Raw genomic sequence first — 18,411 nt, forward strand, 5'->3', positions numbered from 1 at the left:
AACATCGGCCACGCCCAGGCCGCGGCCGGCGTCGGCGGCGTGATCAAGATGATCCAGGCCATCCAGCACGGGGTACTGCCGCGCACGCTGCACGTCAGCGAGCCGACGCCGCACGTGGACTGGACGGCCGGCGCGGTCTCGCTGCTCACCGAGGAGCAGCCGTGGCCGGAGACCGGACGGCCGCGCCGCGCCGCCGTGTCGTCGTTCGGCATCAGCGGCACCAACGCGCACGTGATCATCGAGCAGCCGGGCACCGAACTCGCCGAGGCACCCGAGGCGCCCGAGGCGGGCATCATCGCCTGGCCGTTGTCGGCGAAGTCCCCGGAAGCGTTGCAGGAACAGGCAACCAGGCTGCGGAACGTGCCACATCAGTCCCTTGTGGACACCGCGTACTCGCTGGGCGTCGGCCGGACGCGGCACGAACAGCGCGCGGCCGTCGTCGGACAGCACCGCGCCGAACTGCTCGCAGCACTCGACGCGTTGTCCCGCAACGAGACCACGCCACACGTGGTGCGCACCGGCAGCTCTCCCACCGGCAAGCTCGCGGCCCTGTTCACCGGACAGGGCAGCCAGCGGGCCGGCATGGGCGAACAGCTGCGCGAGGCGGCTCCGGTGTTCGCCGCCGCGTTCGACGAGGTGGTCGCGCACTTCGACCTGCCGCTCACCGACGTCCTCGCCGACGCGGAACGCTTGAACCGCACCGAGTTCGCGCAGCCCGCGCTGTTCGCGGTCGAGGTCGCGCTGTACCGGCTGGCCGAGTCGTGGGGTGTGCGGCCGGACTACCTGGTCGGCCACTCGATCGGCGAGTTCGCCGCCGCGCACGTGGCCGGCGTGCTGTCGCTGGCCGACGCCTGCGCGCTGGTCCGCGCTCGCGGCGCGCTCATGCAGGCGTTGCCGGAGGGCGGCGCGATGCTCGCGATCGAGGCTACCGAGGCCGAGGTCGAACTGCCGGACCGGGTCAGCCTCGCGGCGATCAACGGCCCGCGGTCGGTCGTGGTGTCCGGTGACGAGGACGGCGTCGACCAGTTGGAGGCGCACTGGCGCAAGCAGGGCCGCAAGGTCAAGCGGCTCACCGTGTCGCACGCGTTTCACTCGCACCGCATGGACGGCATGCTCGAAGCGTTCGCCGAGGTGGCACGCGGCGTGACGTTCCACGAGCCGCAGATTCCGATCATCTCCACCGTGACCGGCGAGGACATCGGCGAAGGCCTGTGCACGGCCGAATACTGGGTCCGGCAGGTGCGCGAGGCGGTGCGGTTCGCCGACGCCGTGCACAGTCTGGAGCAGGCAGGCGTCACCGAGTACCTGGAACTCGGCCCTGACGGCGTCCTCTCCGCACTGGTCGAGAACTGCCTCGAAGACCCGGCGGGGTCGATCGCGCCGATGCTGCGCGCAGGCCGGGAAGAACCGCTCACCGCAGGCGTCGCGATGGCCACGCTCGGCCTGCGCGGCAGGCTCGACTGGGCCGAGGTCTACCCCGGCGCGCGCCGGATCACCTTGCCCGGCTACGCCTTCCAGCGCGAGCGCTACTGGCTCGCCGCGGGCGCCAGCGGCACCGACACCAGCAGCCACCCGTTGCTCGGCAACGCTGTCGAGCTCGCGGACGGCACGGCGGTTCTCACGGGCGCGTTGTCCCAGCCGTGGCTGGCCGAACACGTCGTGCTGGGCACCCCGCTGCTGCCGGGAACGGCGTTCGTGGACATGGCGCTGCACGCGGCCCAGCAGGTCGGCTGCGGCCTGATCAACGACCTGACACTGGCCGCACCACTCGTCATCGCCGACGACGTGCGGATCCAGGTCACCGTCGGCGCGGCGGACAACGGCAGGCGCTCGATCACCATCCACTCGCGCACTTCTGACACGTGGACCAAGCACGCCACCGGTTCGCTCAGCCCGGAGGCACCTGAACCCGCGGCCGCGCAGGCGTTCACCGGCACCGAGATCGACCTGACCGGCGCCTACGACCGGCTGGCGGAGCAGGACTTCGAGTACGGCCCCGCGTTCCGCAACCTGCACCGGATCGAACGGCAGGGCAACGACCTGCGAGCCGAGGTCGCGCTGCCGGACGAGCTGCGCGGCACGGGTTTCGTGCTGCATCCGGCACTCCTGGACGCGGCACTGCACCCGTTGCTGCCGGCGGTGACGGACTTGACGACCACGCCGATGGTGCCGTTCGCCTGGTCCGGCATCACGGTGCCGAACAGGCGCGTCGACACGTTGCAGGTCCGGATCACGGTCACGCAGTCCGACGACAACACGCTCGTCGCGACGTTGCACCTCACCGACGACGAGGGCACGCCGGTCGCGAGCATCGAGGAGCTGCAGCTGCGGCCGTTGTCCGCCAACGACCTGCCGCGCAAGGACGTCACCGACGCGCTGTTCGGCGTGCACTGGCAACCGATCGAGGTCGAGCCCACCGAGACAGCCGACGTCGAGATCTTGTCGCTGACGACCGAGCACGACGACGTGCCGGCACAAGCACGGGAAGCGCTGCACGCGGTGCTGGACAAGGTCAAGGCCCACACCGACGACCGCAAGCTCGTCGTCCTCACCCACGGCGCGGCGGGCGACGACGTCACCGACCTCGTCCACGCCGGCGTGTGGGGCCTGCTGCGCTCAGCTCAGGCCGAACAACAGGACCGCTTCGTCCTGATCGACACCGACGACCACCCGAGCAGTGCGGAGATCCTCAGCGCCGCGATCGGGTCCGGCGAGTCCCAGCTGCTGATCCGGCGGGGCGAGGTCCGCGTGCCCCGCCTCACCGCGACCGCACCGGGCACCGCGTCCACTCCGGACTGGAGCACCGGCACGGTGCTGATCACCGGCGGCACAGGTGCACTGGGGTCGATGCTGGCCCGCCATCTCGCGGCGCAGGGAGCCACTCACCTCGTCCTGCTCAGCAGGCGCGGTCCCGACTCCCCCGGCGCGGCCGAGCTCATCGAGGAACTCGGCGCGCAGGTGGTCGCCGCCGACGCGGCCGACCGCGAAGCGCTCGCCAAGGTGATCGCCAACCTGGAGCACCCGCTCAAGGCCGTCGTCCACACCGCGGGCATCACCGACGACGCCACGCTGGCCACCCTCACCCCGCAGCAGCTCGACGCGGTCGTCAAACCGAAGATCGACGGCGCGTGGCACCTGCACGACCTGACCAAGGACCTCGACCTCGACGCGTTCGTCATGTACTCGTCGATCGCCGGTGTCCTCGGCACCGCGGGCCAGGCGAACTACGCGGCGGCCAACACGTTCCTGGACGCGCTGGCCCAGCACCGCCGGCGCAACGGCCTGCCGGCGCACTCGCTGGCCTGGGGGCTGTGGTCGGAGGCGAGCGCGCTCAGCACCCACCTCGACGGCACCGACCTGCGCAGGCTGACGAAGCTGGGACTGCGGCCGATCACCAACGCCGACGGTGTGGCGATGTTCGACGCGGCACTCGCGCTCGAACAGCCGCTGGTCGCGCTGAGCCGGATCAACACCACAGCTCTCGGTGCGGCCGGGCGGCTACCGGCGCCGCTGCACGGCCTGGTGCCCGCGCGAACCCAGGCGGTCACCAGGGAAGTGCCGCTGCCACAACGGCTCGCGGGCCTGACCGAACCGGAACAGCTGCACCTGCTCACCACGATCGTGCGGACCAAGACCGCCGGTGTGCTCGGCCACGCCGACCACACCGCGGTCGACCCGGACAGCGCGTTCCGCTCGCTCGGGTTCGACTCGCTCACCAGCGTGGAGCTGCGCAACGAGCTGAACAACGCCACCGGGCTCAAGCTGGCCGTCTCGGTCGTGTTCGACCACCCCAGCCCGGCCGCGCTGGCCGGCCACCTGCTCACCCGGTTCGACACGACTCCCGCCACACCGCCGAACCCGGTGCTGACCGGCCTCGCCGAGCTCAAGCGCGTGCTGCCGGCGGCACTCGACGACGACACGGAACGCGACCGGATCGTGGCCGAGCTGCGCGCGTTGCTCGACCTCGCCTCCCCCGCCACCGAAGACCTCGACGACGCGAGCGACGAAGACCTCTTCGCTCTCGTCGACGAGCTCGACTGACCGCACCCGGAGACAGACGTGAACACAGCCGCGAACACAGACGAAGCCCAGCTCCGCCAGTACCTCAAGCGTGCTGTCGCCGACGCCCGCGCCACCCGCAAGAGGCTGCGCGAGGTCGAGGAGAAGGACTACGAGCCCATCGCGATCGTCGCCATGTCCTGCCGCTACCCCGGTGGCGTCAGCTCGCCCGAACAACTGTGGCAGCTCGTGGCCGACGAGGTCGACGCGGTGTCGCCGTTCCCGGACCAGCGCGGCTGGAACACCGAGGAGCTCTACGACCCGGACCCGGACGCGGTGGGCAAGTCCTATGCGCGCCACGGCGGTTTCCTGCACGAGGCCGACCAGTTCGACGCGGAGTTCTTCGGCATGTCACCGCGGGAGGCTCTCGCCACCGACCCGCAGCAGCGGCTGCTGCTGGAGGCGGCCTGGGAGTCGTTCGAACGCGCCCGCATCAAGCCGGAGTCGTTGCGCGGCAGCGGAACAGGCGTGTTCGTCGGCGCGATGTACAACGACTACGGCTCGCGGCCGCACCTGCCGCCGCACGGGTTCGAGGGCTACCTCTACGCGGGCAGCGCGGGCAGCGTCGCCTCCGGCCGGCTCGCCTACACCTTCGGCCTGGAGGGACCGGCGGTCACCGTCGACACCGCCTGCTCGTCGTCCCTGGTCGCACTGCACCTGGCGGCCACTGCGCTGCGGCGCGGCGAGTGCGAGCTCGCGCTGGCCGGTGGCGTGACGGTGATGTCGACACCGGGGTCGTTCGTCGAGTTCTCCCGGCTGCGCGGCCTCGCGCCGGACGGCCGCTGCAAGTCGTTCGCCGAGGGCGCGGACGGCACCGGCTGGGCGGAGGGCGTCGGCCTGCTGCTGCTGGAACGGTTGTCCGACGCGCAGCGCAACGGCCACCAGGTGCTCGCCGTCGTGCGCGGTTCCGCGATCAACCAGGACGGCGCGTCCAACGGCCTGTCCGCACCGAACGGACCGGCGCAGGAACGCGTGATCCGCCAGGCACTCGAACACGCCCGTCTGTCCACTGAGGACGTCGACGTGATCGAGGCGCACGGCACCGGCACGCCGCTCGGAGACCCCATCGAGGTGCAGGCGCTGGAAGCGACCTACGGTGTCGACCGCCAGAACCCGCTGTACCTGGGTTCGCTGAAGTCCAACATCGGCCACACGCAGGCGGCGGCCGGCGTCGGCGGCATCATCAAGATGGTGCAGGCGATGCACAACGGGATGCTGCCCCGCACCCTGCACGCCGACCACCCGACGTCACACGTCGACTGGGACACCAGCGCGCTGTCGCTGCTCACCGAGGCCAGGCCGTGGCCGCGCGCGGACCGGCCGCGCCGGGCCGCCGTGTCGTCGTTCGGGTTCAGCGGCACGAACGCGCACGTGATCATCGAGGAAGCGCCTGCCGCCGAAGCCGCCGGGGAACAGGCACCGGCCGCGCAGCTGCCCACCGTGCCGTTCGTGCTGTCGGCGAAGTCCACGGACGCGTTGCAGGACCAGGCCCGCGACCTGCTGGCACTGCTGTCCGGTGGCGGCACGAACCACCTCGACGTGGCGCACTCCCTGCTCACGACCCGCGCGGCGCTGGCCGAGCAGTGCGTGGTCACCGCGGCGACGCGCGACGAGCTGCTGGAGGGCCTCGTCGAGGTCGCGGCCGGCGGTCCCGGTGTCGTGCGCGGCACGAGGGAAAGCGGCCTCACCGGCTACATGTTCACCGGCGGCGGCGCCCAGCGCATCGACATGGCCAAGCAGCTGCGGGAGGCGTTCCCGGCGTTCGCGCGGGCGTTCGACGAGGTCTGCGACCAGCTCGACCCGCACCTGCCGCGGCCGCTGCGCGAGGTCATCGCCACCGGCGAGGAGCTCGACCGGATCAACTACCTGCTACCCGCGCTGTTCGCGGTCGGGGTGGCGTTGTTCCGGCTGCTGGAGTCGTGGGGCGTGCGGCCGGACTTCCTGGTCGGCCACTCGACCGGTGAGCTGATCGCCGCCTACTGCGCCGGCGTGCTGTCGCTGCCCGACGCGGCGACGCTCGTCACCGCGCGCGGCCGGTTGATGCGGTCGCTGCCCGAGGGCGGCGCGATGGTCGCGGTGCAGGCCACCGAAGAAGAGATCCTGTCCACTTTGGACGTAGGCGGCCGAGCGGTCATCGGCACCATCAACGGCCCCAACTCCATCGTCGTCTCCGGTGACGAGGAGCCGGTGCTCGCCGTGGCCGCGCTGTGGCGGGAACGCGGCCGCGCCACCAAGCGACTGCCGATCAGCGCGGCTTCGCACTCGCCGCAGATGGACCCGATCCTGCCGGAGTTCCGCGAGATCGCCCGCGGTCTCACGTTCCACCGGCCGCGGATCCGGGTCGTGTCGACGGTGACCGGCGAGGTCGAGAACGGCGACCGCTGGACCTCCCCCGACTACTGGGTCGACCAGCTGCGCCGGCCGGTGCGGTTCGTCGACGCCGTGCGGACCCTGGAACGCGAAGGCGTCAGCACGTTGCTGGAGCTGGGGCCTGACGGTGTGCTCGCCGCGCTCGCCGCGACGATCACCGACCGCGTGCTCGCCGTGCCCGCGATGCGCACCGGCCACTCCGAGACGCAGACGCTCGTGACGGCGCTGGCCCAGCTGCACATGCGCGGTGTTCCCGTTGACTGGCAAGCGTTCTTCGCCGGCACGGGTGCGCGCGTGACCGACCTGCCGACCTACCCGTTCCAGCGCGAGCGGTACTGGCTGGAGCAGACGATGACAGCGGGGCCCGTGCTCGCCGCGGCAACACAGCTGCTGCCAGGAAGAACGACACCGGTCTCGGTGGCCGACCAGCTCGCCGGGATGACAGGCGAGGAGCAGCACGCGTTCGTGCTCGACCTGGTCCGCACCGAGGTCGCGGGCGTGCTGCGGCTGCGCGAGGGCGTCGAGCTGGACGAGCGGAAACCGTTCCGCGAGCTCGGGTTCGACTCGCTCACCGGGGTCGAGCTGCGCAACCGGCTCGGTGCGGTGACCGGACTGAAGATGCCGGTGACCGTCGTGTTCGATCACCCGACGTGCGCGGGGCTGACCGACTTCCTGCTGACCGAGTTCGAGGTGGCGGGCCTCGACGGTGCCGGTCAACCCTCCCCCGTGCTGGCCGAGCTGGACCAGCTCGAGGCGGCGCTGGCCGCGGCGGGCAGCGAGGTCGACGGCGAGCACGTGACCGTGCGGCTGCAGACGATCCTGTCGCGCTGGCTGGACACGTGGGGCACGACACCCGCGGACCCGGTGCCCGCCGAACCGGCGGACGAGTTCGACTCCACCGACGAGTTGCTCGACTTCATCGACAACGAGCTCGGCCGCGCGAAGACCTGAAGACCCACCGAAGAAGATGTGAGTTGCTCTCATGGCGGATGAGAAGAAGCTGGCCGAGTACCTGAAGTGGGTCACGGCCGACTTGAAGAAGGCGCGCGGGCGCATCGCGGAGCTCGAGTCGGGCCGCACCGAGCCGATCGCGATCGTCGGCATGGCCTGCCGGTACCCCGGTGGCGTGCGGACAGCCGACGACCTGTGGCGGCTGGTCGCCGAAGGCCGGGACGCGATCAGCGAGTTCCCGGCCGACCGGGGCTGGGACCTCGACGCGTTGTTCGACGCCGACCCGGACACACCCGGCACCTCCTACACCCGGGAGGGCGGGTTCCTCGACGGCGCGGGCGACTTCGACGCCGAGTTCTTCGGGATCTCACCCCGCGAGGCGCTCTCGATGGACCCGCAGCAGCGCGTGCTGCTGGAGACCGCGTGGGAGACGCTCGAGCACGCCGGCATCGACCCGACGTCGTTGCGCGGGACCGACGTCGGCGTGTTCGTGGGCGCGGTCGAGCAGACCTACCTCGGGCTGGACGGCCCGGCCGAGCTGGAGGGTTACCTGCTCACCGGGAAGCTCGGTGCGGTCGCGTCCGGCCGGGTGTCGTACTCGTTCGGTTTCGAGGGTCCGTCGATCACCGTCGACACGGCGTGCTCGTCGTCGCTGGTGGCACTGCACCTCGCCGCGCAGTCCGTGCTGGCCGGCGAGACGCGGATGGCGCTCGCCGGTGGCGTGACGATCAGCAGCACCCCCGGCGGGTTCGTCGACTTCTCCCGCCAGCGCGGCCTCGCCCCGGACGGACGGTGCAAGTCCTTCGCGGCGGCCGCCGACGGCACGAGCTGGTCGGAGGGCGTCGGGCTGCTGTTGCTGCAGAAGCTCTCCGACGCCCAGCGCGACGGCAACCGCGTGCTGGCCGTGCTGCGGTCGTCGGCGGTGAACCAGGACGGCGCGTCCAACGGCCTCACCGCGCCCAGCGGCAAGGCCCAGGAGCGGGTGATCCGGCAGGCGCTGGCCGCCGCCCGGCTCAGTCCGTCCGATGTGGACGCCGTGGAGGCGCACGGCACCGGCACCCGGCTCGGCGACCCGATCGAGGCGCAGGCGCTGCTCGCCACCTACGGCCGGGACCGCACTGGATCCAATTCTTCCGGGCCGCTGCACCTGGGCTCGCTGAAGTCCAACATCGGCCACTCGGTCGCGGCGGCGGGTGTCGGCGGCGTGATCAAGATGATCCAGGCGATCCGGCACGGTGTGCTGCCGAAGACCCTGCACGTGGACTCGCCGACGCCGCTCGTCGACTGGGAGTCCGGTGCCGTGTCGCTGCTCCGCGAGGCACGGCCGTGGCCGGAGACGAACCGGCCGCGCCGGGCGGCGGTGTCCGCGTTCGGTGTCAGCGGCACGAACGCGCACGTGATCCTGGAGCAGGCGCCGGTCGCCGCCGAGCCCGTCTCCCCGGTGCTGCCAGTTGTGCCGTTGGCGCTGTCGGCGAAGACGGCGGGCGCGTTGCGGGCCCAAGCACGCCGGCTGGCTTCGTTCCTGGAAAAGCAGCTCGACGTGTCCGATGTGGACACCGGGTTCTCGTTGACCACCCGGGCCGCGCTCGACCACCGCGCCGTGGTGGTGGGTGCGGACCGCGAGGCCTTGGTGGCCGCGTTGCGCGCGGTCGAGGACTCGGTGCGGCCGCGCGAGGGCAAGCTCGCGTTCCTGTTCACCGGGCAGGGTGCCCAGCGCGCCGGCATGGGGCTGGCGCTGCACCGCGCGTTCCCGGCGTTCGCGGCGGCGTTCGACGAGGTGTGCGCGCACGTCGACCCGTTGCTCGGCCGGTCGCTGCGCGACGTGATCGCCGCCGGCGACGAGCTGGACCAGACCGGGTTCGCGCAGCCCGCGCTGTTCGCGGTGGAGGTCGCGCTCTTCCGGTTGTTCGAGTCGTGGGGTGTGCGGCCGGACTACCTCGCCGGCCACTCCATCGGCGAACTGGCCGCCGCGCACGTGGCCGAAGTCCTGTCACTGGCCGACGCCGCACGGGTGGTGGTCGCGCGCGGCCGGCTCATGCAGGCGCTCCCCACCGGTGGCGCGATGATCGCGGTGCAGGCCACCGAGGACGAGGTCGCGCCGCTGCTGCACGGTGATGCCGGCATCGCCGCGGTGAACGGCCCGATGGCAGTCGTCGTGTCCGGCGCCGAGGACGTGGTCACGTCGGTGGCCGCGACGGTGCGGTCGTGGGGCCGGTCCACCAAGCGGCTGACGGTGAGCCACGCGTTCCACTCGCCGCTGATGACGCCGATGCTGGCCGAGTTCGAACGCGTCGTGGCGAGCGTGACGCTGAACCCGCCACGGCTCCCGATCTTCTCGACGGTCACCGGCCGGATCGCCGCCGACGACCTGGCCTCGCCGTCGTACTGGGTGGACCAGGTGCGTCAGCCGGTGCGCTTCCACGCCGCCGCAACGGGTCTGGCCGCGTTGCAGGTGACCGCCACGCTGGAGCTCGGCCCGGCCGGGGTGCTCACCGCGGCGGTGCAGGACCTCGGTTTCACCGCCGTGCCCGCGGTGCGCGGCACCGACGAGGTGCGCGAGGCCGTCACCGCGCTGGGCCGGCTGTGGGCCTGCGGCGCGGCCGTGGGCTGGTCCGCGTTCTTCGGTGCGGCCGGCCGTGTCGACGTGCCCACCTATGCCTTCCAGCACAAGCGCTTCTGGCTCGAGCCCAGCGCCACCCGGCCGGTCGCGGGCATCCATCCGCTGCTGGACACCGTGTTGCAGGTCGCGGGCCGCGACGAGACGGTGTTCAGCGGCGAGCTGCCCTCCCGCGCCGGCCACCAGCGGTTCGGCTCCCCGGTACTACCCGCGTCCGCCTTGCTCGACCTGGTGATCCGCGCGGGTGACGAGCTGGGCAGTGCGGTCGTGGACGACATGGCTGTGTCCCGCCCGATCGCACTGCCCGCCCGCATCCAGCTGACCGTCGGCGCACTCGACGCCGCGGGCCGGCGTCCGTTCACAGTGCACACCGCCGCGCTGGGCGACCATCCGGTGTGGACGGAGTGCGCCCGCGGGCACCTCGGCTCGCTGGTGGACGACGAACCGTTCGACCTCAGCGAATGGCCGCCCGCCGCGGAGCAGGTGGGCGAGGGCGTGTGGCGGCAGGGTTGTGAGCTGTTCGCCGAGGCCGCGGTGTCCGAAGTGGACGGCTACGGGCTGCACCCCGCGTTGCTGGACAGCGCCGTCGCCGCGGCCGGGCTGCCGGAGATCGTGCGCTGGCAGGGAGTTCGCCTGCACGCGACCGGTGCGGTAGCAGTTCGCGTGCGGTTCAGCCCGGAACCGGACGGCACGCTGACCGTGCGCGTGGCCGACGAGGCCGGCCGCCCGGTGGCCTCCGCGTCCGCGACACCGCGCGTGGTCAGCAGGGCCGAGATCGACGCGGCCCGGTCACGGCCGCACGACTCGTTGTTCCGCATCGACTGGACGCCGATCGCGACGCCACGCCGTATCGCGCACCACTCGTTCGCGATTCTCGACACCGGCAACGGATCACTTCCCGCAGCCGGACCGGTGGCGGGCACGAGCTCGGCTCCCGTTGCCACGAGTTGTTCCTTCTCCCTCAACAACACGACCGGCTCCGACATGGCCGTGTGCCGCTTCGAGGACGCCGACGCCGCACTGGGCTCCAACCTCGCGTTCGACGCCCTGATCGCGCCGTTCCTCTTCGAACCGGGCGGCGACGTCCCGGCCCGCGTCCAGGCCGCGCTCGAACAGGTGCTCGCCCTGGTCCACGCGTGGTGCGCCGACGACCGCGTGGAGGACGTGCCGCTGGTGGTGGTGACCAAGAACGTCGCCACCGGTGATCCCGACCTCATCGCCGCGTCCGTCTGGGGCCTGCTGCGCTCGGCCCAGTCCGAGATGCCCGGCCGGATCGTGCTCGCCGACCTGGACGACGACCCCGCGTCGCTGCTCGCGCTGCCGTCCGTGCTCGCCTCCGGTGAGCCGCAGGTCGCGGTGCGCCAGGGCAAGGTGCACGTGCCGCGGCTCGTCCGCAGCACGCCCGCCGAGTCCGAGACCCGGCCCTGGCACGCCGACGGCACGGTCCTCGTCACCGGCGGCACCGGCGCGCTCGGCGCGTTGTTCGCCCGCTACCTGGTGCGGGAGCACGGCGTGCGAAACCTGGTGCTGGTCAGCCGGCGCGGACCGGACGCCTCCGGTGCCGCTGAACTGGCCGAGGAGCTTGCGGGCCTCGGCGCGAAGGTCTCCGTCACCGCGTGCGACACCGCCGATCGGGACGCGCTGGCCGCGGTGCTGGCGGCCATCCCGGCGGCGTACCCGCTCACCGGCGTCGTGCACACGGCCGGTGTGCTGGACGACGGCCTGATCACCACGCTCGACCGAGAGCGGCTCGTCAAGGTGCTCAAGCCCAAGGTCGACGCGGCGTGGCACCTGCACGAGCTGACACGGCACCTCGACCTGTCGGCGTTCGTGCTGTTCTCGTCGATCGCCGGGGTGCTGGGCGGGTCCGGCCAGTCGAACTACGCCGCCGCCAACACGTTCCTCGACGCGCTGGCCGGGCACCGCCGGGCGAACGGCCTGCCGGCCACCTCGGTCGCGTGGGGGTTGTGGACGCCCGAACACGGCATGGGCGGGCATCTCAGCGACGCCGACCGCAAGCGCATCGCCCGCACGGGACTGCTACCGGTCACCGAGGAAGCCGGTCCCCGTCTGCTCGACGCCGCGCTGCGCGAACCGCACGCCGCGGTGGTGGCGACGCCGATCGACGTGGCCGCGTTGCGGTCCCGTCCCGGCCAGGTGCCGCTGATGTTCACCAGGCTGGCGCCGACGACGGACCGCCGGGACGCGGCCAGGGAACAAGGCGAGCAGGCCGAGTCGCTGGCGCAGCGACTGCACGGACTGCCGCCGGAACGGCAGCACGAGGTCGTGGCGGACTTCGTGCGCGCCGAGGTGGCACTCGTGCTCGGCCATCCCGACGCCTCCGCGATCGGCCAGGACCAGCTGTTCGCGGACCTCGGCTTCGACTCGCTCATCTCGGTCGAGCTGCGCAACCGGCTCGCCGCCGCGACCAGTCTGCGGCTCGCGCCGTCCGTGGTGTTCGAGCACCCCACGCCCGCCGCGCTCACCAAGCACCTCTGCGCGGACCTGTTCGACAAACCGGAAACGCAGTCCGTCGTGGACTTCCCGGCCGAGGTCGTGCTGCCCGGCGACATCCGGCGGGCCGAGCACGTCAGCCACACCGCCGCCGAGGCCCGGGAAGCGTTCGTGACCGGTGCCACCGGGTTCCTCGGCGCGTTCCTGCTGCGCGACGTGCTCGACCGGACCGATGCCCGCGTCACGTGCCTCGTGCGCGGCCGCGACCAGGCCGACGCCCGCAGGCGGCTGAAGGACAACCTCAGGTGGTACGAGGTGGACGCCGACCTCAGCCGCGTCGACGTCGTCGTGGGTGACCTCACCCGGCCCCGGCTCGGCTTGACCGAGGAGCAGTTCGACGACCTCGCGCGGCGCGTGGACGTCATCTACCACGCCGGCGCGACCGTCAGCTGGATCCGTCCCTACACAGAGCTCAAGCAGGGCAACGTGAACGGCACCGTCGAGGTGCTGAGGATGGCCGCCCGGCACCGGACCGTCCCGGTGCACCACGTGTCCACCACCGGCGTGTTCGCGCCGCCGGCCGGGGACGTGACACCGGTGCGGGCGGACGATCCGACCGGCCCAGCCTCCTTGCTGCGCAACGGTTACCTGCAGAGCAAGTGGGTCACCGAGCAGATCATCGAGCTCGCCCGCGACCGCGGCCTGCCGGTCTCGGTCTACCGGGTCGACGTGGTGTCCGGCGACCAGCGGGCCGGCGCGTGCCAGACCAAGGACTTCGTCTGGCTCAGCCTCAAGGGCCTGATCGAGGCGGGCAAGGTGCCCGACCGCCTCGCCGGGGCCGTGCACATGGTGCCGGTGGACTACGTCAGCTCGACGATCGTCACGTTGTCGCGCAAGGGATCCGGCGGCACCTACCACCTGTTCAACCAGCAGGACCAGCCGATCGCCGGCTTCGTCGCACACCTGCGGGAGATGGGCTACCAGCTCGACGAGGTGCCGTGGCCGCGGTGGCGCGAGCTGATCCGGTCCGAGCGCGACAACGCCATGACCCCGCTGCTCGACTCGTTCGAGGAGCTGACCGGCGGCGACGGCCGGGCGACCTACCCGCCGATGGACGTCTCCGGCACCGAGGAGGCGTTGGCGGGCACCGGGATCGCGTGTCCGCCGGTCGATCGCGAGCTGTTCGGGAAGTACGTCGACTTCTTCGTGCGCGCGGGCTACTTCCCGAGCGCACGAGCACACCAGAGGAGCGAGAACCGTGGGTAAGGCTGATCGGAACCGCGCCGTCGTGCTGGGCGCCAGCATGGCGGGCCTGCTCGCGGCGCGCGTGCTCGCGGACACCTACCGCGACGTGGTCGTCGTCGACCGCGACGACCTGAGCGAGCACGAATGTGTGGTGGGCGAACACGTCTGCCCGCGCAGGAGCATCCCGCAGGGCCAGCACGTGCACGCGTTGCTGGCGCGCGGCAGGCACATCATGGAGGAACTGCTGCCCGGTCTCACCGACGAGCTGATCGCGGGCGGCGCGGTCACCGGTGACGTGACCGGCAACGTCCGCTGGGTGATGAACGGGCGCGGCATGCCCAAGCCGCACTCGGACATGCTGCTGCTGTCGATGAGCAGGCCACTGCTGGAGCAGAGCGTCCGGGCCCGCGTGCGAGCGTTGCCGAACGTGCGGTTCCTGGAGCAGCACGACATCGAGAAGCTGCTCACCGACGACAACAGCACCGTCATCGGCGCCGCGGTCACGGCGAACGGCCGGACCTACGACCTGACCGCGGATCTGGTCGTCGACGCGACCGGCCGCCGCACCCGGCTGCCCGCGTGGCTGAAGGAGCTCGGCTACCCGGAGGTCGAGCAGGAGGAGCTGCGCATCGCCGTCGGGTATGCAACGCAGTACTACCGGCTGCCGCAGGACGCGATGCCGGACGAGATCTCCATCGACGTCGTCGCGGCGGCGGACCAGCCGCGTGGCGCGATCTGCGCCAAGATCGACGGCGGCCGCGCGCTCGTCACCGCGTACGGGATGCTCGGCGACTACCCGCCGAGCGACTCCGAGGGCTTCCTCGCGTTCCTGAAGACGTTGTCCGCCACCGACATCTACGACACGGTGGCCGACACGGCACCCATGGGCCCGCCGGTGTCCTACCGGTTCCCGGCCAACCTGCGCCGCCGCTACGAACGGATGGCGTCGTTCCCGGACGGCCTGCTGGTGCTCGGCGACGCGGTGTGCAGCTTCAACCCTGTTTACGGCCAAGGCATGACCGTCGCCGCGCTCGGCGCCACGGTGCTGCGCGACCACATCGGCCGCGAGGGCGGCCCGGTGGGCACCGAGTACCTCGCCGATCTGGCCGGCCGCGCCGTGGACCACGTGTGGGACATGACGATCGGCGCGGACCTCGCGTTCCCCGGCGTGGAAGGCGAACGCACGCCGGAACTGCTGGAGGAGCACGCGTACGTCGAGCAACTGCTCGAAGCCGCCGTGCACGACCCCTCGCTGCTCGTCGCCTACGCCCGCGTCGTGTTCCTGGTCGACCCGCCGGAAGCACTCGCCACCCCCGAGATCCAGGCCGCCGTGTTCGCGGCCGCGAAGTAGAGGAAACGCATGTCCGACAACCCGATCCTGGTGCTCGGCGGCACCGGTAAGTCCGGCCGCCGGGTCGCCCGTCAGCTCGCCTCGAAGGGACACGCCACCAAGGTCGCCTCCCGGACCGGCACCACCCGGTTCGACTGGCACGACCAGGACACCTGGGGCACCGCCCTCGACGGCACGCGGGCGGTCTACATCGTCGACGAGCAGGGCGCGCAAGCCGCCGACCTGCTCGCCGAGTTCACCGCGCTGGCGACAAAGAACGGCGTCGACCGGTTCGTCCTGCTGTCCCAGCGCACGCTCGACTTCTGGACGCACGACGACGGCATGTTCCGCGCCGAGCGCACCATCTCCGACGTCGCCGGGGCGTGGACGATCCTGCGGCCGTCGTGGTTCGCGCAGAACTACAGCGAGGACCAGTTCCTGCGCCCGGACGTGGTGGCGGGCGAGGTCGTGCTGCCGGACTGGACCGGGCTGGAGCCGTTCATCCACGCCGACGACATCGCCGCCGTCGCGGTCGCCGCGCTCACCGAACCCGGCCACGACGGCGAGATCTACTCGATGTCCGGGCCGCGGCTGATGACGTTCGGCGACTGCGTGGACGCCATCGCGGCCGCGGCCGGGCGGGAGATCACCAAGGTCGACGCCTCACCGCAGGAGTACGTGGCGCACCTCGTCACCCGCGGTTTCTCCCCGGGTTTCGGAGAGTTCGCGCTCGAACTGCTCGCCAGCGTCTCGGACGGCCGCAGCGGCTACCTCTCCGACGGTGTGCAGCGTGCGCTCGGCCGTGAGCCGCTGGACTTCGACCAGTACGTGGCGGAGACCGACTGGTCCACGGTCCGGTAACAGACCGGTCTTCGCCACCCGCGTTACCGCGAGGAGTCCGGCGCGAGTCGGGCCGTCGGTACCGTGACGAAATCCTTCCACCACAACAACTTCCACCTGCATTGGAGCACGAACGCAATGGCTGAGCAACTTGCCGGCGACATCGACAAGCACCAGGAACTGTTCGGCGAGGCGTTCAACTCCGGTGACGCCGACGCGGTCAACGCCATGTACGTCGACGAGGCCGTCGGCGTCTGGGAGGTGGGCCGGCCGCTCTACGGCGAGGAACGCCGCGAGTACGTCCGCAACTTCCTCGCCACCCGCAAGCCGCAGGTCGACGCCACCGTGCGCGAGCAGCTCGTCGTCGGTGACACCGCGATGCTGATCGTGGAGTGGACGATGGACACCATCGGCGAGGACGGCGAGCCGGAGAAGCTCGCCGGTGTCGCGGTGGACGTGCTGCGTCGGTGCGAGGACGGCAACTGGCGCTACGTGGTCGACAACCCGTACGCCGTCGAAGGCCCGCTCGAGGCCTGAGTCATGCCGGAGCGCGAGTTCGCGATGAAGGGCGCGTGCTCAGCGCCGTCGAACCTTGGGCATCGGGCTGAACGCCTGCCGGTAGTCGGTGGGCGTCACCCCGACGTGCAAGGTGAAGTGGCGGCGCAGGTTCGCGGCCGTGCCGAGACCGCTGTGCTCGCTGATCCGCTCGATCGGCAGGTCGGTGGTCTCGAGCAGGCTCTGCGCCCGCGACAAGCGCTGGTTCAGCAACCACTTCAGCGGCGTCATGCCGGTCGCCGCGTGCAGGCGGCGGAAGAACGTGCGGCTGCTCATCCCGGCCTGGCGGGCCATGTCGTCGACCGTCAGCTGGCGGTCGAGGTGCTGGCTCGCCCACTCCATCACCGGGCCGAGGCTGTCGTCGTCGGTGCCGGGCACGGACAGGTCCACGTACTGGGCCTGTCCGCCCGGCCGGTGCGCGGAGACCACGAGGCGGCGGGCGACCTGGTTCGCCACGTGCGCGCCGAGGTCGTTGCGCACCAGGTGCAGGCACAGGTCCATGCCCGCGGTCATGCCCGCGCTGGTCAGCACGTCACCCTCGTCCACGTACAGGACGGCTTCGTCGACCTCGACGAGCGGGTAGCGGCGGGCCAGGTCGGCCGTGTTGCCCCAGTGCGCGGTGGCACGCTTGCCGTTCAGCAACCCGGCTTCCGCGAGCGCGAACGCGCCAGTGCACAGCGACACCATCCGCGCGCCGTTGGCGTGAGCCTCGCGCAGTGCCTCCAGGAACACCGGCGGCAGCGGTTCTCCGTGCGAGACCACGGACTCCGGCACCGAGGGCACGATCACGGTGCCGGCCCGCACCAGGTCGTCCAGGCCGTGCGCCGACTGGATCGAGAACCCGCGCGGCTTCTCCGGCGGCGGCGCCACGGCGCACCACATCAGGTCGTACCAGGGGTCGTGCAGATCGGGCTGGGGATCGCCGAACACGGCGTTCGTGATCGACATCTCGTACAGCTCGCACACCGGCATGTCAGCGCCGTTGAGCACCGCGACCGCCACCGAACCCGCACTGGTCATGATCGACAGTCTACGGCAGGAATTTTGCGAATGTGGTCACTCCTGCCACTGTCGGGCCGCTCCGGCCACTGACATCGTTTCCACCAGCACTGATCGACACCTTCGCCACCAGGGCGAACGAAGAGGAGCAGAGATGTCCAACCCCAATGCCGCCCACGCACCGGTGACGGTCATCGGCCTTGGTCTCATGGGCCAGGCATTGGCCGCGGCCTTCGTCAAGAGCGGCCACCCGACGACGGTGTGGAACCGCACGGCCGCCAAGGCGGACGAGCTGGTCGAGCAGGGCGCGACCCTGGCCGGCTCGGTGGCGGACGCCGTCACCGCGAGCCCGCTCGTGATCGTCTGCGTGTCCGACTACGACGCCGTGACCGAGCTGCTCGACCCGCTCGCGGACGAGCTCGCCGGCCGCGTCCTCGTCAACCTCACGACGGGCACCTCGGCCCAGGCCCGCGAAGCCGCCGAGTGGGCCGCGAAGAAGAACACCGCCGCCTACTTCGACGGCGCGATCATGGCCATCCCGCCGGCCATCGGCACGGACGAGGCCGTCCTGCTCTACAGCGGCCCGAAGGCCGCGTTCGACGAGCACGAGGCGACCCTGAAGGCGCTGTCCGACGCGAACACCAAGTACCTCGACTCCGACCACGGCGTCTCGTCGCTGTACGACATGTCGCTGCTCGGCATCATGTGGGGCATCCTCAACAGCTTCCTCAACGGCGCCGCGCTCGTCGGCACGGCGGGCGTCAAGGCGACCGCGTACGCGCCGCTGGCGAACTTCATGATCAACGTCGTCACGGGCTACGTCAGCGCGTACGCCGAGCAGATCGACAAGGGCGAGTACCCGGCCGAGGACGCCACGCTGCACGTCCACATCGCCGCGATCGACCACCTGCTCGACCGACGCGCCGATCACGCTGGACGTGCAGCTGACCAGCGGTGCGCCGCAGGGCATGTTCGCGCTGGGCGCCACGAA

General features: G+C 71.5%; 8 protein-coding genes. 7 read left to right on the forward strand and 1 reads right to left on the reverse strand.

The genetic code is table 11. The features are described 5' to 3' along the window. The 6 genes from ABZX92_RS38975 to ABZX92_RS39000 form a co-directional block, all read left to right on the forward strand. Positions 1-4,041 (forward strand): type I polyketide synthase (locus ABZX92_RS38975; protein WP_355570494.1); only part of this gene is annotated, 4,041 nt, incomplete at its 5' end. Positions 4,042-4,059: 18 nt separating this feature from the next. Further along, positions 4,060-7,380 carry a beta-ketoacyl synthase N-terminal-like domain-containing protein gene (locus ABZX92_RS38980; RefSeq protein WP_355570495.1) on the forward strand — a complete coding sequence of 1,107 codons (3,321 nt, stop codon included), beginning with the start codon at positions 4,060-4,062 and terminating at the stop codon, positions 7,378-7,380. Between the two features lie 31 nt (positions 7,381-7,411). After that, a complete protein-coding gene (locus tag ABZX92_RS38985) occupies positions 7,412-13,717 on the forward strand; it encodes a thioester reductase domain-containing protein (RefSeq protein WP_355570496.1) in 6,306 nt (2,101 codons plus the stop codon). After that, a complete protein-coding gene (locus ABZX92_RS38990) occupies positions 13,710-15,047 on the forward strand; it encodes an FAD-binding monooxygenase (protein ID WP_355570497.1) in 1,338 nt (445 codons plus the stop codon). Before ABZX92_RS38985 ends, ABZX92_RS38990 begins: the two co-directional genes overlap by 8 nt. Positions 15,048-15,056: 9 nt before the next feature. Next, on the forward strand, positions 15,057-15,887 hold the full coding sequence (locus ABZX92_RS38995) for an NAD(P)H-binding protein (protein WP_355570498.1): 831 nt from the start codon (positions 15,057-15,059) through the stop codon (positions 15,885-15,887). A gap of 117 nt (positions 15,888-16,004) precedes the next feature. Further along, positions 16,005-16,403: a nuclear transport factor 2 family protein gene (locus tag ABZX92_RS39000; protein ID WP_355570499.1), complete on the forward strand. Its 399-nt coding sequence runs from the start codon at positions 16,005-16,007 to the stop codon at positions 16,401-16,403. 39 nt (positions 16,404-16,442) lie between these two features. Here ABZX92_RS39000 and ABZX92_RS39005 read toward each other — a convergent pair whose 3' ends face one another. Continuing rightward, complete coding sequence (locus ABZX92_RS39005; protein ID WP_355570500.1) at positions 16,443-17,441, reverse strand: helix-turn-helix domain-containing protein; 999 nt, start codon at positions 17,439-17,441, stop codon at positions 16,443-16,445. A gap of 133 nt (positions 17,442-17,574) precedes the next feature. Here ABZX92_RS39005 and ABZX92_RS39010 point away from each other — a divergent pair. Continuing rightward, positions 17,575-18,411: NAD(P)-binding domain-containing protein (locus ABZX92_RS39010; protein ID WP_355570501.1), on the forward strand; the 837-nt coding region annotated here is incomplete at its 3' end.

The sequence above is a fragment of the Lentzea sp. NPDC006480 genome, from assembly GCF_040611995.1.
Lineage (GTDB): Bacteria > Actinomycetota > Actinomycetes > Mycobacteriales > Pseudonocardiaceae > Lentzea.

What these genes read in the sequence shown, in the direction of transcription:
- ABZX92_RS39000 (WP_355570499.1), top strand. Translation starts at nt 16,005, where the DNA reads ATGGCTGAGCAACTTGCCGGCGACATCGACAAGCACCAGGAACTGTTC.
- ABZX92_RS39005 (WP_355570500.1), bottom strand. Translation starts at nt 17,441, where the DNA reads ATGACCAGTGCGGGTTCGGTGGCGGTCGCGGTGCTCAACGGCGCTGAC.
- ABZX92_RS38985 (WP_355570496.1), top strand. Translation starts at nt 7,412, where the DNA reads ATGGCGGATGAGAAGAAGCTGGCCGAGTACCTGAAGTGGGTCACGGCC.
- ABZX92_RS38995 (WP_355570498.1), top strand. Translation starts at nt 15,057, where the DNA reads ATGTCCGACAACCCGATCCTGGTGCTCGGCGGCACCGGTAAGTCCGGC.